Annotated in this window: 16 protein-coding genes; 4 read left to right on the top strand and 12 right to left on the bottom strand. The window is 58.7% G+C overall.

Annotated features, from left to right (window positions below):
* Positions 1–47 precede the first annotated feature (47 nt).
* From soil367_RS04095 to soil367_RS04050, 10 genes are all read right to left on the bottom strand, one after another.
* Positions 48–317, bottom strand: a complete 270-nt coding sequence (locus soil367_RS04095; protein ID WP_136547160.1) for an HP0495 family protein — start codon at positions 315–317, stop codon at positions 48–50.
* A gap of 203 nt (positions 318–520) precedes the next feature.
* On the bottom strand, positions 521–1,678 hold the full coding sequence (locus soil367_RS04090) for a D-alanyl-D-alanine carboxypeptidase family protein (RefSeq protein ID WP_136547158.1): 1,158 nt from the start codon (positions 1,676–1,678) through the stop codon (positions 521–523).
* A gap of 113 nt (positions 1,679–1,791) precedes the next feature.
* Positions 1,792–2,733: a septal ring lytic transglycosylase RlpA family protein gene (locus soil367_RS04085; protein WP_136547156.1), complete on the bottom strand. Its 942-nt coding sequence runs from the start codon at positions 2,731–2,733 to the stop codon at positions 1,792–1,794.
* Between the two features lie 6 nt (positions 2,734–2,739).
* A complete protein-coding gene (gene mltB / locus soil367_RS04080; RefSeq protein ID WP_136547154.1) occupies positions 2,740–3,747 on the bottom strand; it encodes a lytic murein transglycosylase B in 1,008 nt (335 codons plus the stop codon).
* Positions 3,748–3,916: 169 nt separating this feature from the next.
* On the bottom strand, positions 3,917–5,062 hold the full coding sequence (gene rodA, locus soil367_RS04075) for a rod shape-determining protein RodA (RefSeq protein ID WP_136547152.1): 1,146 nt from the start codon (positions 5,060–5,062) through the stop codon (positions 3,917–3,919).
* Complete coding sequence (gene mrdA / locus soil367_RS04070; protein ID WP_136547149.1) at positions 5,062–6,960, bottom strand: penicillin-binding protein 2; 1,899 nt, start codon at positions 6,958–6,960, stop codon at positions 5,062–5,064. Before mrdA ends, rodA begins: the two co-directional genes overlap by 1 nt.
* Before the next feature lie 102 nt (positions 6,961–7,062).
* Positions 7,063–7,530, bottom strand: a complete 468-nt coding sequence (rlmH, locus tag soil367_RS04065; protein WP_136547147.1) for a 23S rRNA (pseudouridine(1915)-N(3))-methyltransferase RlmH — start codon at positions 7,528–7,530, stop codon at positions 7,063–7,065.
* Positions 7,531–7,575: 45 nt separating this feature from the next.
* Positions 7,576–7,941 carry a ribosome silencing factor gene (gene rsfS, locus soil367_RS04060; protein WP_136547145.1) on the bottom strand — a complete coding sequence of 122 codons (366 nt, stop codon included), beginning with the start codon at positions 7,939–7,941 and terminating at the stop codon, positions 7,576–7,578.
* Between the two features lie 40 nt (positions 7,942–7,981).
* Positions 7,982–8,653 (bottom strand): nicotinate-nucleotide adenylyltransferase, encoded by a 672-nt coding sequence (nadD, locus tag soil367_RS04055; protein ID WP_246065512.1) that lies wholly within the window; start codon positions 8,651–8,653, stop codon positions 7,982–7,984.
* Complete coding sequence (locus soil367_RS04050; protein WP_136547142.1) at positions 8,650–9,906, bottom strand: glutamate-5-semialdehyde dehydrogenase; 1,257 nt, start codon at positions 9,904–9,906, stop codon at positions 8,650–8,652. Before soil367_RS04050 ends, nadD begins: the two co-directional genes overlap by 4 nt.
* 231 nt (positions 9,907–10,137) lie before the next feature.
* Between soil367_RS04050 and soil367_RS04045 the strand changes: the two genes are divergently transcribed.
* From soil367_RS04045 to soil367_RS04035, 3 genes are read left to right on the top strand one after another with little or no spacing between them, the layout of a single operon-like run.
* The gene (locus tag soil367_RS04045; RefSeq protein WP_136547140.1) at positions 10,138–11,142 is read left to right on the top strand and encodes a GGDEF domain-containing protein; all 1,005 of its coding nucleotides are present in this window, start codon (positions 10,138–10,140) and stop codon (positions 11,140–11,142) included.
* Entirely contained in the window at positions 11,139–12,167 is a 1,029-nt protein-coding gene (locus tag soil367_RS04040; protein WP_136547138.1) for a GGDEF domain-containing protein, read from the top strand. The genes soil367_RS04045 and soil367_RS04040 overlap by 4 nt, the downstream gene beginning before the upstream one ends.
* Positions 12,168–12,195: 28 nt before the next feature.
* Positions 12,196–13,644, top strand: a complete 1,449-nt coding sequence (locus soil367_RS04035) for a bifunctional DedA family/phosphatase PAP2 family protein (RefSeq protein ID WP_172962258.1) — start codon at positions 12,196–12,198, stop codon at positions 13,642–13,644.
* Positions 13,645–13,749: 105 nt separating this feature from the next.
* Here soil367_RS04035 and soil367_RS04030 read toward each other — a convergent pair whose 3' ends face one another.
* Positions 13,750–14,322, bottom strand: a complete 573-nt coding sequence (locus soil367_RS04030) for an LON peptidase substrate-binding domain-containing protein (protein ID WP_136547134.1) — start codon at positions 14,320–14,322, stop codon at positions 13,750–13,752.
* Positions 14,323–14,683: 361 nt separating this feature from the next.
* On the opposite strand from soil367_RS04030, the gene soil367_RS04025 reads away from it, so the two are divergent.
* On the top strand, positions 14,684–15,157 hold the full coding sequence (locus soil367_RS04025) for a YbaN family protein (protein ID WP_216642770.1): 474 nt from the start codon (positions 14,684–14,686) through the stop codon (positions 15,155–15,157).
* Positions 15,158–15,160: 3 nt separating this feature from the next.
* Here the strand turns inward: soil367_RS04025 and soil367_RS04020 are convergent, their stop codons facing one another.
* Positions 15,161–16,438, bottom strand: coding sequence for an HDOD domain-containing protein (locus tag soil367_RS04020; RefSeq protein WP_172962257.1), 1,278 nt, complete (start codon positions 16,436–16,438; stop codon positions 15,161–15,163).
* Positions 16,439–16,656 lie beyond the last annotated feature (218 nt).

Genomic DNA, 16,656 nt, shown 5'->3' with positions numbered 1-16,656 from the left:
GTTTTTGCTATGCCCGGTCCGGGATGCAGTCGATTTTCACGGCTCCGCTAGAGCACCATTCGTACTCGTCCACTCTCCTTCAGCTCGGCAAACAGTGCCGAAATCTGTGTCTCGCCTGTCGCCCGGATCACCAGACGAACAGACAGAAACCGTCCGTTTCGACTGGTGTTGACGGAGATGGAATGCTCTTTCAGGCGCGGGTCGTGATTACGCGCAACGCGGGTAACAAAGTCTTTGAAATCGGGCGCCATGTCTCCGATCACCTTGATCGGATAATCGCAGGGAAAAGTGATCACAGGGGCTTTGGGGTCAGTCATCGAAATCTGGGCTTTTCTTGGGAAGTATCAGCGATAAATTGGGTGTGGGAGTAAGAATTACAAGCCATGGACCAGCAACTTTCTGCCGGGTTGTTCTCGTAGCCAGGCGCCCTATCTGGACCCTCCTCGCGCCAGAGCCAGACGGGGGCACAGACGCCAGGGGCGGCAGACCCGGGCCCTATCGTCCCGAGCCTGCCGAAGGTTCAGCTGAAAAGCTGACTGAAAAAGAGTTTTATTTTATCCCAGAGCTGTTTGAACAGCCCCGCCTCTTCAACCGACTGCAACGCCAGCAGGGGCTTATCAACCAACACCGTCTCGCCAAGTTTGACCTGAACCGTGCCGTACTCCTGCCCGGCCGTAACCGGCGCTTCTATGACTGCCTCGACGTCCAGACTGGACTGCAGTTCGGGTTTGGATCCACGCGGGATGGTTACGTAAACCGCCTCGTCGAGCCCCAGACCGAACTCTTCTTCCGTGCCGCCCCATACGCGACTGTCCATTAGCTTCTGCCCTTCGGCAAACAAGCGATGCGTTTCATAGTAGCGGAACCCGTAATTCAGGAGTTTCTGAACTTCCTGCGCGCGCGCCTTTTCACTACGCGTTCCCATAACAACCGCCACCAGGCGCATACCATCACGCTTTGCGGATGCCACCAGACAGTAGCCTGCTTCTTCCGTGTGCCCCGTCTTGAGGCCATCAACGGAGTCGTCACGCCAAAGCAGCGAGTTGCGGTTCGGCTGGCGGATATCCGCATAGGTAAAATACTTCTGGGCGTAGAGATCGTAGTTCTGGGGAAAATCGTTGATGGTCCGTTTGGCCAATATGGCCAGGTCCCGAGCCGATGAATAGTGGTCGGCAGCGGGCAAACCGGTCGCATTCTGAAAGCGGGTGTTGTTCATTCCCAGCAGCTGCGCCTGCTGGTTCATGATGTCGGCAAAGGCACTTTCACTACCAGCGATATGTTCTGCTACAGCAACACTGGCGTCATTGCCACTCTGGATAATGATGCCTTTAAGAAGATCCTCAAGGCGCACGGTGGTCCCTTCGCGGACGAACATACGCGAGCCACCGGTACGCCATGCATTGACACTGATCATAACCGGGTCGTCCATGGCGACCCGCCCCTGATCAAGCTCGCGTTCAGTGATATACGCCGTCATCATTTTGGTCAGGCTCGCAGGCGGCAGGCGCTCGTCACTGTTATGTTCGACAATGATCCGGCCACTTTCTGAATCCATCAGTATGTAAGATGAGGCGGCGATCTCCGGCGGTGCCGGGATGAGGGTTTGCTGAGCCGACACGCCTGCGCTGAGCGACAGAGCGAGCAGAAAGGTAAGAGCCTTGAAGTACGGTGCAATCATGGATTCACTATCCGATAGTCAGTGTGGAACAGAGTCAGTTGTTCAGCGCATGCGGCGCTGGGTTAAGTTGGGTCGCCTGAAGATCACATTTGCCCAGTATTTGCCCGGCGCGATCAGCGGTCGTCATCGCGCATTACAACAATCGGCTGGCCCAACTGCCTGGCTTCGATGCGGTCACGCTCAGTCTCGGCACGAGAGCGCGAATCGAACGGGCCAACATGGACTCGATGCCAGCCCGCTGCATCGTTGGCCGCCTCAACTACATGAACCGGGGCCTGCGTGATTTCCGAAATTTGCAGCCTGAGCGCAGCGGCCGATTGTAAGCTCCGGAACGCACCTACCTGTACATACGGCCGACCACCTGGCTGGCCTGCACTGACGGTTCGCGCTGTACCCGACCGGGAAGCCGTATCCATATCGGTGGTTGCGACCCTTCGCTGATCTTTACCGGCTACGGTCCAGGACCCGTCGGCACTGACCGAAATGGCTGCAATGCGGACTCTGGCCGTGCCCTTGTTGGTGAAATCAAGCTTTTTGGCGGCCGCGTATGACAGATCAATGATACGGTCGGAATGGAACGGACCGCGGTCATTCACCCGCACAATGACGCGGCGGTTATTGTCCAGGTTGGTAACTTCTACAAAGCTGGGAATCGGCAGGTTCTTGTGGGCGGCGGACATGGCGTACATGTCGTAGGTTTCGCCGTTTGAGGTCTTGTGACCGTGAAACTTGGCGCCGTACCAGCTCGCAGTTCCCGTCTCAACATAGCCATGGCTGCTGTCGAGTACGTTATAGCTTTTGCCCCATACGGTATAGGGGGAGCGATTACCACCACGGCTATACGGTTCAGCCCGTGGCACCGCGTCCTCAAGCCCGGAAACATCATAGTCGCCGCTCGGCGGCGCGTCCTGGCTCATGGTGTAGCGAGAATCTGACTGGTACTTCTGGCCGGAACCTGTCGAAGAACACCCACCCAGGAGCACAAGAACACTAAGCAGAACACTCGAACATGCCTGCGTTGAAAACAGCCGCGTGCCAGTTACACCGTGTTTCATCGGGATCTAAACCTCATCCTCGCCGCCAGCCTCCAGTGCGCGCGACAGCTCCAGAACGGCCATGGCGTAGAGCGAACTGTGGTTGTAGCGTGTTATGACATAGAAATTGTGGAAGGTCAGCCAGAACTCCGGCCCGTTTTCGCCTTCGAGCTGCAGCAGCCGGGCTGGCGCGTCATCGGGCAGATCGGCCTGAACAGTAAGGCCGGCGGCCCTGAACTGCCCGAGTTTTTTGCCAGGTTTCAGTTGTGTCTCGGCCATTGCTGCCAGATGAGGCCCTACCTGTACCCGCTCGGCAACGGGTTGCCCGGCTTTCCAGCCATGGCGGGCAAAATAATTCGCCACGCTGCCGATGGCGTCGGTCGGGTTGTCCAGCAGATCGGCAACACCATCACCATCGAAATCAATCGCGTAGGCCCGGTAGCTACTCGATATGAACTGGCCATAACCCATGGCACCGGCATAGGAACCGCGCACCTTGAGCGGGTCGAAACCCTGCTCCCGTGTCAGCAACAGGAACTGCTCAAGCTCCTTGCGAAAAAAGGTTGAGCGAGGTGGGTAGTCAAAACCTAGCGTGGCCAAAGCATCAATGACGCGATAGCTGCCGCGAAACTGGCCGTAGCGGGTCTCGACGCCAATGATTGCGGCGGCGATGGACCGCGCAAGCCCTGGCGCCTCCTCAGCCCGGCCGAAGGCCTCACGGTGAGCTTCAAGGAACGCCCGGCCGCCAGCGATACGGTCGCCCGTCATAAAGATTTTGCGGTAAGCCTGCCAGTCGAGTGTTTTCTCGGCGGGACTACTGATCGCGTCTATGATTTTCTGCTGCTTTTCCGCCTCTGCCAGCCACGTCGCCACATCTTCGCGCCGAAAACCATGCTCGGTATGCATCTGCGCCACAAACGCCCGGCCAGCCTCTGTCTGAGTATAAGTCGCGCCAGCGACGCAGGGCCCAAGGGTAAAGCCGAGAGTGATCGCCCTCAAAAAAAGGCGGGGGTTGAAACGCAAAAGAGCTGTCATCAGTTCTCCCGGCCCATTACTCGAACCGAAACAAGGAAAAGGTTTGCCCACGCTGTCGAGCCTATGCTGGGACGACGTCAAAAACTGAAACAACGTTAAGAACGTTTGGCAAAAACCTGAATAGTATAGACTAGGCGTACGCATGCAATAGCTCCACTCGCACATCGCTTCATGAAGTGAGAAATCGTCGATGGGTATGAATGGACATTAATATGCCAAACGCTGCCATCAGCGTAACAATTGATGTGCCGCCGTAACTGACCAGTGGCAATGGCACTCCCACAACGGGCAGTAGACCACTGACCATACCCATGTTCACAAACGCGTAAATAAAGAAGGTCAGGGTCAGGCTACCTGCAAGCATGCGTCCGAACGCGTCCTGAGCCTGCGCAGCGATGTACAGGCCGCGCATGACGATCAGCAGGTAAACAACCACCAGCGCAATCACCCCCATGAAGCCGAACTCTTCGGCCAGCACGGCGACAATGAAGTCGGTATGGCTTTCAGGCAGGAAGTCAAGGTGGGACTGGGTGCCCTGAAGGTAACCTTTGCCACTGAAGCCGCCCGACCCGATCGCGGTTTTAGACTGGATGATATTCCAGCCGGAGCCGAGGGGATCACTCTCAGGGTTGAGAAACGTCAGCACACGCTGTTTCTGATACTCCCGCATGCCAAAAAACCACATGACCGGCGCCGCCAGACCGATCAGTCCGGCGAACGCAACAATGTAGCGCCAGCGTATGCCTGCCAGAAAAAGCACGAAGACCCCGGACACTGTGATCAGCAGGCCGGTACCAAGGTCAGGCTGCGATACAATCAGCGCAACCGGCACAATAATGAGCAGTAAGCAGACGGCGGTCGAGCCCAAGCGCGGCGGTAGCGAACGGCTACCGAGGTACCAGGCAGCCATAAGCGGCATGGCGATTTTCATGAACTCCGAAGGCTGAACCCTGGGTAAACCAGGTAACTGAAGCCAGCGCTGGGCACCTTTGGCCCCTACCCCGACAACCGCCACGGCAATGAGCGCGATAACTCCTGCACTATAGATCCATGGGCCCCAACGCCTGTATACCGCGGGGTCGATCTGGGCAAATGCAAACATGACCACGAAGGCGAGGCTCATCCGGATTGCCTGTCGCTCAAGCGTTTCGATATCCGTGTTGCTTCCGCTGTAAAGGATGACCATGCCCGCGCAAGTCAGCACCAGCAAGAGCAGCAAGAGTAATGGGTCAAGGTGTAGCCGGGCCAGCCAGCCTTTGGGTCGGCCAAGGCGCGCCTCGCTGGTTAGCTGATGTTGATAATCGCGCGCGGCCATCAGTGCGCCTCGATCTGGGCGATGGCGTCGCCGCCGGGCTCGCCGCCCGGCGGTGCTTCAGAAAAACCCGTGATCCATGCGTTCAGCATTTCCCGGGCCATAGGGGCCGCGACCCCGCTGCCGCTGCCGCCGTTCTCAACCATGACCGCAACAGCGATCTGCGGATTATCAGCTGGCGCAAAAGCGACAAACAACGCGTGATCTCGCAACCGCTCGGCCAGCTCCTCAGCATCATACTCCTGATCCTTGGCGAGACTGAAAACCTGGGCAGTGCCCGACTTGCCCGCAATTTCAAAGGGTGCGCCTTTGCCAGCGGCGCGTGCAGTACCCCTGGGACCATGCATAACATCCTTCATGCCGGCAATAACATACTCCCAATCTTCAGGGCGCTGGATATCGAGATCGGCCAGCGGACTCTCCGGTAAAACAGTCGCGGCATCGGTATCTTTGTTGAGCATCCGCAGCATACGTGGAGCCGCCCATTCGCCCCGGTTGGCCACCATGGCCGTCGCTGTCGCCAGTTGGAGAGGGGTGGTCAGCAAAAACCCCTGGCCAATACTCATGTTGACTGAATCCCCTGGGAACCAGGGCAGGTTATGGCGGCCGCGCTTCCACTCCCGCGTAGGTAACAGGCCGGAAAGGGCCCCACCCACGTCCAGCGTCGCGTTCATCCCGAACGAGAATCTCGCCAGATAATCGGACATCGTGTCGACCCCCATCTTGTAGCCCATATCGTAGAAGTAGGTGTCGCACGACTGTGAAATAGATTCCCGCAAGTTCATCCAGCCATGCCCGCTCCTTTTCCAGTCGCGGTAGACGCGGTCGTTGCCGCTGAGCCGATAAAAGCCGGGGTCCCAAATAGTCTTCTGCTGGGTCACCGTATCGCTGTCCAGACCGGCAATGGCCATCATCGGCTTAATGGTAGATCCCGGGGGATACTGTCCCCGAAGTGCACGGTTAAACAGCGGCAGATCGCGGGACTCGCGCAGCTCGCGATAACTCTTGCTATCGATGCCCGTTACGAAGCTGTTGGTGTCGAAGCTCGGTGCACTGGCAAGCGCCAGGATACCGCCCGTTTTCGGCTCAATGGCAACGATAGCGCCTCTCCTCCCTTCCAGAAGCTGCATCGCCAGCGCCTGCAGTCGTATATCGAGGTGTAGTCGCAAGTCGTCGCCCGGCACCGGATTCAGTTTTTCCAGAACCCGAAGCACCCGGCCCCGGGCGTTGGTTTCGACATTCTGATAGCCAACGGTGCCGTGCAGAATGTCCTCGTAAACATCCTCCACGCCCAATTTGCCAATGTAGTTGGTGCCGGCGTAGTCGACAGGGTCGACATTACGCAGCTCCTGCTCGTTGATTCGACCAACATAACCCAGCGCGTGGGCCGTGAGTTCGGCATGGGGGTAATAACGCACCAGTTCAGCATCTACTTCGACGCCAGGCAAGGTGTGACGGTGAACCGCCAACCGAGCAATTTCATCCTCGGTCAGGTTGTAACGCAGAGGTATTGGCTCAAAAGGACGACGGTATTCCTTTACACGTTTACGGAACCGCTCAGCGTCACTCTCAGGTATGCCTATTAGCTGGTCCAGGCGACCCAGAACACCGTCTATGGATTCAACCCGCTCGGGCACAATGGTCACGCTGAAGACGGGACGGTTCTGCGCCAGCAACTCGCCGTTACGGTCGTAGATGAGACCACGGGTGGGCGGAATAGACTGGACCTGAACCCGGTTTTTGTCCGAAAGGGTGGTATAGGTCTGATGCTGTACCAACTGGAGATAATAGAAGCGCCCCACCACTATGCTGGTCATCACGAGGACGACAGCCATGCTGATAACCGCCCGGCTCCGGAATAGCCTCCGCTCCGATGCGGTATCTTTGAAGGTGCCCCACATTAACGTATTCTCGCGCTTGATCCTGATTTAACCGACGTGTTTCATAGGTGACTGGTCTGTAGAGCGTTGCCGCAGCCGGGCAGTGTAAAAACGCCTGTTGCGCTAACGGTGATACGGATGGTTGCGGGTAATCGTCCAGGCACGGTAAAGCTGTTCGGCGACCAGAACCCGCACCAACGGGTGCGGCAGGGTCAATGTCGAGAGCGACCAACTCTGGGCCGCCCGGTCCCGGCAAGCCGGGGCGAGGCCGTCAGGCCCACCGACCAGCAGCGCCAGGTTCTGGCCCTGCATCTGCCAGCGCTGCATCTGTTCCGAAAGCGTTTCGGTGCTCCAGGCTTTGCCAGGAATGTCCAGTGCGACAACCCAGTCATTGTCATGCACTGCCTGCAACATGAGATCGCCTTCTCGTTCAACCAGTCGGGCGACATCAGCATTCCGACCCCGTTTGGCCAGGGGAATCTCAATAAGTTCCAATGGCATTTCCGGGGGCAGGCGGCGCGCATATTCCCTGAAACCTTCATTAACCCAGCCGGGCATTTTCTGCCCAACTGCAATAAGTTTCAGTCGCATGCATTACCCAGCCCAGCCCATGCTCCCCAACCGAGCGGGCCCGATTCACTCGTTTCCAAAATAGTCCTCACGCACTGCCCCCGGGGCCGGAGCATCTCTCCAGAACCGCTCAATGTCATAAAATTCCCGTGTCGCCGGGAGCATCACGTGCACGACCACATCCCCCATATCCACAAGCACCCAGTCGCTATTGGCCCCACCTTCGACACCAGGCGCGCGAATGCCACGGGCCTTGGCCGAGGTGACGACCTCTTCAGCAAGAGAGCGCACATGGCGATTGGAGGTACCGGATGCGATGATCATGAAGTCCGTGACACTGGTGCGATCACTCACATCTACCACGGAAATATCCCGTGCTTTGAGGTTCTCCAGGACTTCAATGACGAATTCTTTCAGTTCCTGCGCTTGCATAGATACCTTTGAGCCCCTGTCTGGGCGAATGGGATAAGAATCACTGTTTAGTGTAGAGCGAATGGTCGCAGATATAGCGCCAGACCGCATCGGGAACCAGATAACGCGGCGATCGTCCCGAAGCTACCCGGGCGCGGATGTCAGTCGCCGAGATGTCCAGCAAAGAGAGAGTCAGGGGCAGTATCCGTCCCGCCCGTTTTTCGGTGAGCGCACCTGCGCGCTCGGCGCGCCTCGTCGACAGCAGGTGCTCGGCTTCAGTTCCCGGACCGACACGGTATCCCGGGCGCTGAACGACAATGATATGGGCCAACTCAAGGATTTCCCGCCAGCGGTGCCAGCGATCAATCGCCATGAACGAATCGGTACCCACGGTCATGGCTAATGGCGCATCGTCGCCGATCTCTTCCCGCATCTGAGCCAGCGTGTCAACTGACCAGGAGGGCTCGGGGCGTTCGATTTCCCGGGGGTCCACTTCGAGCCTCATCTCGCCGTCGATCGCCAAAGCCAGCATCTCACAACGCTGTCTGGCGCTGGCCCCGGGATTTGCACGGTGGGGTGGTACGTGACAAGGCACAAGATGAACCTGTGCCGTCCCCGACAACTGGGCTTCGAGCGTTTCGCGCAACTCAACCGCTACCCGCAGATGACCGTTGTGGATCGGATCGTAGGTCCCCCCAAACATCACGTGCAACCCCGGCACTTCGAAACTCATCGACGGATGTGGCCGTCGCCGAATACGACGTATTTTTGCGAGGTCAGTCCTTCGAGCCCGACCGGGCCGCGCGCATGGAGCTTATCAGTAGAGATGCCGATTTCGGCCCCAAGGCCATACTCGAAACCATCGGCGAACCGCGTCGACGCGTTGACCATCACCGAAGCCGAGTCAACTTCAGCGATGAATCGACGTGCACGGGTGTAGTCCTCGGTAATGATTGAATCTGTGTGCTGTGAGCTGTATGTGTTTATGTGCTCCATGGCTTCATCCAGGCCATCAACAATCTTGATCGCCAGAATCGGTGCCAGGTATTCCGTACGCCAGTCCTCCTCGGTCGCGGCCTTGATTCCGCCCAGAATCGAACGCGTCTGCTCACAACCCCTCAGTTCGACACCCGCGTCTGAGAATGCATGCGCCAGACCGGGCAGCACGGCTTCGGCAACAGGCGCGTCGACCAGCAAAGTCTCCAGCGTATTGCAGGTACCGTAGCGTTGTGTTTTAGCATTGACGGTGACCCGATGAGCTTTATCCGGGTCTGCCGATCGATCAATGAAAACATGGCAGATACCGTCCAGGTGTTTGATCACCGGTACGCGAGCGTCACGACTGATGCGTTCGATCAGTCCCTTACCACCCCGGGGCACTATAACGTCCACATACTCAGGCATGGCGATCAGATGGCCTACCGCGGCACGGTCCGTGGTCTCAATGACTTGCACCGCATCCGCTGGCAGGCCCGCAGCCTTAAGACCTTTCTGGACGCAGGCCGCTATCGCCTGGTTCGAGTGAATCGCCTCCGAGCCGCCGCGCAAAATGGTGGCGTTACCGGACTTCAGGCAGAGGCTGGCAGCGTCAATGGTCACGTTGGGTCGGGATTCATAGATGATACCGATGACGCCCAGGGGCACACGCATGCGCCCGACCTGGATACCGGAGGGCTGAAACGCCATATCCGAGATGACCCCGACCGGATCAGGCAGAGCAGCGACCTGTCGCAGGCCCTCTATCATGCTGTCAACACGGGCCGGTGTCAGCTCAAGCCGGTCCAGCATCGCGGCATCGAGGCCGTTCTCCTTTGCCTGCGCCAGATCCCGTGCGTTCTCGGCCTCCAGTTCAGACCGGGCGTGATCAAGCGCGTCCGCGATGGCCAGTAGTGCCGCATTCTTGACACCACTATTGGCGCGTGCAACTGCCCTGCTGGCGGCCCGGGCCCGACGCCCGACGCCCTGCATATATTGCTCGATATCCATAAGAATCCTTCGGTGCCTTCAAGTTTTGCCTGATTCTGCTACTGACCGGTTGTGAACAACGGGGCCGGACCGTTTTATCGTGGACTTTTCGTGTTTTCTGCAGCAGCCTTATGCTTTCCTTGAGCTGCAGTTGCATGCTCACTGGCCTGGACCCGACCGTGCCTGAAGTATTATACCTACGCTGACACGGAATCCGAACCAGACATTTCACGCCGGCTACAGGAGTCACGCATGGTCGATGTCGACGACCGCCGTCCGATCGGACACCTGCTACAGTTCTGTGCGCTGGTTTTGCTGGTTTTCGCCACGACGCTGGTGGCTTCCGGCCACTTTCTGAGTGGCCTTACCTCACTTGCGTTGGGCTGTACGGCCGCACTCGGCTGGTTCGCCAACCGGTCGTCTTCGTCATTCTGGGGGCTCGCATTGGCTCGTGCCGCGAGCATTCTGGTGGCTGGGCTGGGTCTGAGTGCGATTCTCGGCTGGCAACCGGAACTGGTGTTCTGGACCCTGCTTGTGCCCCTCTTTTTCTTCCTGGTCTGGCCTATCAGGTGGGCATTGGTTCTGAACCTGGTTTTTGTCACCGGCGCCATGCTTCTTGCCGCTCTTGAGCCGAAAGGCCTGGGTGCGCTGCGGCATCAGTTGGTGCCAACGCTTTTGCTCGTGGCCTTGCTGACCGGTCTGTTTGTGTATCTGCGAGAAGTCAAGGTAAGGCAACTGGCGCCCTTGCGGCGAACGGATACCTTGACCCTGGCTTCCACTCAGGAGCATTTGCACGCTGACCTGCACACCGAGATCCAGCGCAGCGAGCGCGAAGGGACCGCGCTCGCCGTAGTTCATCTTGCGCTCGATCCGCAAGACACGCCGCTTCCCACGGCCGATCAAAGCGCGCTATTGCGCCAACTGGGCCGGGTGTTACACCAGGAGTTACGTACTTTCGACAGCTACTACAGAATTGACGAGAGTGGTTTTTTGCTGATCCTGCCCTGTCTTGAGACCGCAAGCGCCATGCGCCAGGCCGACAGCATCCGCCTGGTCGCGGCAAAGCTCATGGACACACACGCTCTCACCCTCCCGCTATCGGCCGGGGTGACTGCCCTGAACGTCGGCGACGATGCAGACAGCTTGCTGGCGCGGGCGAGCGAAGCGCTACGACGGGTCCAGGTGAGCGGCGGCAACCGCACCCAATCCTGGGCCGGACGGGATGTCCAGCGAGAAGACGAAGGGGCTGAACGGTGACCGAGACGCGCTTGCGCACACGCATCCATACGCTTGCTTATGCATTGTGTATTCTTGCCTTCTCCATGCTGGCTTACCTCAACCTACTCTATGGCTTCTACCGGTTCTTCTACGCCGCGCTTTTCTTGGTTGCCCTGGCGGCGGGCGGCATAGGCTACACCCTATGGGTACACCGCCAGCAATTGTCAGCAAGCGGCCACGGTCTGATTCTGGGGTTGATGGCTGTCGTCGTACTCGTGCTCAACCTGAGCAATCCGCAGCTCGCCAGCTTCTGGATTTTTCCGCTTATTCTGTTGGCGCTTCTTCTTTTGCCGCTTCACCGCGGACTCCTGCTGGCGGGATTGCTGATACTGCTGCAGGGAATAGCCATGCTGACCCAGGCCCAAGGGCTGCTGGCTATCGCAAGTTTGCTCAGCGCGCTTCTTTTGGGCGCAATGGCTGCGGTCTTTGCCTATCGTTACCACCATCACGCCCGCTGGGTGGGCGAGTTGACTACCACTGACCCTGTAACCGGTGCTTTCAACGAACGATACTTCGACGAGACCCTGCGGCGGGAAATCAGCCGCTCGGAGTCGACCGGCCACCCGCTCTCATTACTCCACCTCGCCATTGACTACTATGGCGAACTGGAGGCCCTGCATGGAGAGACTTCCCTTCACCCGCTGCTTGAAAAGGTCAGCGATGCGCTTCGGGATACCATCCGCGCCGGCGACAGCCACTACCACCTGGGCCGTGGGGAGTTCCTACTACTCCTGCCGTTTACGCCTGAAGAAGGCGTAAGAGTCATCGCAGAGAGAATTCGCCGTGTCGTGGCCGAGGGTACCTGGCCCATTGTCGAGTCGGCCACGGCATGCCTTGGGGGCGTGTCCTGGCACCCGGGCGATCAGGCCCCTGAGGAGCTTGTAGCCAGCGCCAGCAGAGCACTGGAAGAAGCACAGCGACGTGGGCACAATCGGGTCTACCATCTCGACCCGTTCACTTCGAGGTCCCAGCCTCAAGCTGATGGCAGCCCAGCTCAGGGATAGGCTGTCAACAGAAAGGATACCCTCTAAAGTGGAAGACTGGCTTAACACGCTCAACAATTGGCTGGCGGCCAACCCAGGCTGGATCAACGCCGCGATTGCCGGCACAGCGATGCTCGAGTCGCTGGCGATTGCCGGCCTGGCGGTGCCCGGGGTGGCAATGCTATTCGTGATCGCTGCAGTAGCGGGCACCCACGAACTGTCAGCCTGGGCTGCCATGGCCTGGGCATGTGTCGGCGCCATCGCCGGGGACAGCGCCAGCTTCTGGATAGGCCGTTACTTCAAGGATCGACTGCCCAGCTTATGGCCTTTCAGCCGCTATCCCTCAGCACTCGAACGTGGGGTCGGCTTTTTTCAGCTTCATGGCGGCAAAAGCGTCGTGCTGGGCAGATTCATAGGGCCGATCAGGCCGATTATCCCTATGGTAGCTGGCGCGTTCGGGATGGATGGTCGCCGGTTCGGCCTGTTCAATGTGGTTTCTGCGCTCGGCTGGGCGCCGCTTTATATTCTTCCGGGCTACCTCGTCGGTGCGTCGCTGGCGCGGGACCCCGACCTTCCACCACACTTTTATCCTATCCTGGTCCTGGCGCTTGTTGCCGTCAGCTGCCTGCTCGCGCTGTTTTTCCGCCTCCATCTCGGTTTGTTGCCCCAGGGACGCCTGTACAACGCAACCGAAAAATACCTGCGCCGCCATCCCCGTGCCTTCGCGCTATGGTCAGCACTGGCCAGGCCACGAGGAAAAACCCGGGAGTTTCCGCTGCCATCTATTGTGCTGGCGGTGAGTGCGCTTGCCCTTTTTGCATTCTGGACGCTGATTGTCATAAAGACTTCCTGGCTGGACAATTTCAACATCGCGACGATGGAGTTTTTTCAGGCGGCACGGTTCCCGCTGCTTGACCCCCTATTTATCGCCATTACCCTGAGCGGCGACGCTCTCTTGCTAGGGGCAGGGTTCGCGCTGTTTGCGGGCGGTCTCTTCTGGGCAGGACATCGGGCGGCGGCTGTGCACGTAGTCTTGGCGGGTGTGGCCACTACCCTGCTGACCACGGGACTGAAATACGGTCTGTTTCTGGCACGGCCCGAAACCGTCGACCTTCCACCGGTCACGCCGGCCTACCCCAGCGGGCACAGTAGTGGCGTCACGGTTCTCTATGGCTTGGCCGCGGCCTTTATCGCCCAGGAATTTCCGCGTCGACAGCGCTGGAAGATTTACGGGGTTGCGGCTCTGCCTATTTTCCTGGTCGCACTAAGCCGGCTGTACCTGGGCGTTCACTGGTTCAGTGACACCGTTGGTGGGCTGCTGCTGGGGTTGGCAGTTTGCGGCATGGTGAGAGTCAGCTTCAGTCGCTACGACCGCCACCCGCTATCACTGAAGCGGCTGCCGGGCGTTGCCTTGCTGATCTGGCTCCTGCTCATTTTTGGCTACAGCACTTTCCGTTGGCAGGAGGCTATCGCGCGCTACGCGCCCCTCGCAGGGTGAGCTGGCGTTATCAGACGATGTGTGTAGCGATGGCCCACTGCATGGGGACTCAGGCCCGCAAACCGCTCGGGCTCCGGAGGCTTCCTACGACGCAAGCACCCGATGTCATTCCATCTGCTGGATGATGCCGAGCAGAATACCCAGGCGTTCAAGCGGATTGGTGAGCTCGACCATGCGCTGTTTTTCGTGTTTATCGATTGGCAGCAACTCTGTAAGTCGCCAGCCTACATCCCGGCAATCGGTGTAGTCGATCCGCATTTCCAGCTCTTTCACGACCGGATGCTGTGCCAGCGCCCGCAAAACCGAAACCAGCTCCTCGTACTCTTCCGTAATTGCATGCTCGGGCTCTTCCATAAGCCATTCCACTTCACCGATCTGCAACCCGTCAGCCTGTTTCCAGGACTTGATGACCACGACTTTACCTTCGCCTTCGACCGTGATCCCGAGAAGGCCGTTTTCGAGCTGGCGGAAGTCGACAATCCGTACGTAGGTACCGATGTCGTAGAACTCCGCGTTCGCGTCCGTCTCTTTCTCGCCCTTGAGCATGACGATGACAAAGCCACGATTGGTCTTCATACACTCACTGAGCATATCCAGATAGCGCGGCTCAAAAAGCTGAAGTGGCACTCGACCGCGAGGCAACACAACGGAATTGAGAGGAAACAGCGGTGTCTTCATTCTTGCTCCATGCCTGCGATGTTTAAGGCGCCGGAGGCTACCGGCACTGCCACGATAACCTGAAACGCCTGGGAACCGGAAAATCAGACGCCCTGTCAGGCCCGATGTCCGATCAAACCGAACCCAACCAAACCGGGCCCAACGAAACAGACCCAAACAAAACGCCGCCCAAAGCCACACGATACTCTGGACAACGGGACCCCCGGAATGGCACGTTGCCCCAGGAGGCACGATACTCTAGTTGGCCCGATACTCTAGTTGGCACGATACGCTAACTCGCACGTTACCCTTCGCCTGGAATGCGATCGATGTATGCACCTGACCGCAACCAGCAACAGGCATCAGTCCGCAGGGAGGAGGCTTGACCAAAAATCCCGAGGAGCCGGCGTCCGACCAGGACCTGAGCCAGATACCCCTTACTCCGCTGCCAGCGGGCTTTCGTCCGGCGAAAAACCGTTACCTGCGCGCCCTATTGTTACTCTGCGGCTGGGTTGCAGTCATACTCGGCGTCATTGGTATTGCCCTGCCTCTACTGCCAACCACCCCTTTTCTGCTACTGGCAGCCGCCTGCTTCCTGCGCAGCTCAGGCCAATTTTATGGATGGCTGGTGACGCACCCCCGCCTCGGACAGTATCTCGCCTATTATCTCGACGGTGCAGGTATGCCACTGAGGGCAAAATTTTACACGCTGGTACTGATCTGGAGCACGATGGCACTTTCGGCATGGTTTATGAACACGCTCTGGCTCACGGCTCTGCTGTTGACCACCGCGCTCTGCGTTTCGTTCTACATTGGCCGACTTCCTGTCAGAAAAGCCCCAGCGACCAAAAGGTAAGGATTATTCACTTTCGAGCTCGGGCTGCCCTGACAGGATGAGTTTTACCGACTCTATCTGCTCCCGTGCCGCGAGCAGAACCCGTAGACTTTTTTCGGGTGTCAGTGCGCCGAGGCGGCCGAACGCGGGCACATCGGAAAACACAGGAAGCTCGCCGCCCTTCTGCTGGCTTATCAGTGCATGCATCTGTGCAATCAACACCACATCGACCAGCCGGGGCTCATCACTACCTGTATCGAATAGCCACTGCCCGGCCTGTTCGGCTGTCTCGCAGACTGATTCAGAAAACCCCCAGTGGCGGAGGATTGCCCCGCCCACTTCGCCCTGAAGGGCTTCAACTGCCGCCGCCAGCTCAACTTCGTCTGCACAGAGGCTGGGAAAGCGCTCGGCGTACTGTATGACCGGAATGGCGCCGATGCCGTGTAACAGACCCGCCAGCATCGCTTCCTCCGGATTGATACCGGGGATTGCCCGGGCCAGAGCCCAGGAGAGCGCCGCTACCTCGCGAGTATGCTCCCATAGACGGTCCATAGCCCGCAGCAGCAGAGGTTTATCAGTATGGAACAGTTCCCGTAGCGCAAACACGGTGACTAGCTGCCGCGTTGTGTCGAGGCCCAACCGGACAATAACGTCGCGCAGAACGGTGGTTTCACTGAATCCGCGAAACACCGCGCTGTTTCCGGCCTTGACCAGCTTGGCCGCCATGGCGGGGTCTGCATTAATCACCCGGGCGATATCGTCAGCTGTCGAGTTTTCCTGGTCTGCAACCCGCCGCACGCGCCAGGCGACATCGGGCAGGCTGGGGAGCTGCAGGCGGTTGGACTGAAGGTGACCATGGATAGTCGTTAGCACCGCGTAGAGGGGATCCTCGGACGCTGTGACCTGCAGCTCGTCGCCGTCGCGCACGCCCGGCGCCTCCCGCAGCAGCCGGTTGAGCTTACCGGTTTCAATCTGTAGCACCTGACAGTCGGACAGCGTTCTTATGGGACCCTGCAAGGCGGCCGAGTCGATCACGGCATGACTGTCCTGGGCATCAACTGTAACCAGCTCACCGCTGGCATTCATCGTCGTCAAAGCGCCTCTCAGCAGGAAGTAGCTGCGGCCTTCGTTCCGCTCCGGGTCGACCAGAATGTGGCCAGCCGGGACGTGCATCTGCTCTCCCCGCGCTGCAACCAGGATGCGCTGGTCTTCGGTCAGTCGGTCAAGCGGACGATAACCTCTCAGTTGACGGGATAGCACCGAGAGTGTGACTCGCTCGCCGGGACGCGGTGTTTGGACCATCAGGGAGAAAACCTTATTGAGGCCGGAAGTCCGGGTGGATAGTGTTTCAACGTCAAGTCGTCTTCCTGACGACGGGCCGCAAAGTGTAGCACGACCACCGCCGCGCATTACCCCCTCAACCGCCTGTATGAACAGGCGTTAACCGGAATGGCAATTCTGCTATGATGGCCGCATTCTGCGCCGCAGCTGCGTCCTGTTTTTAATCCGGACTGCCGATA

Source organism: Hydrocarboniclastica marina (genome assembly GCF_004851605.1).
Lineage (GTDB): Bacteria > Pseudomonadota > Gammaproteobacteria > Pseudomonadales > Oleiphilaceae > Hydrocarboniclastica > Hydrocarboniclastica marina.
The sequence above is the reverse complement of the archived record's forward strand: the minus strand, read 5'-3'. Positions and strand labels throughout refer to the sequence as shown.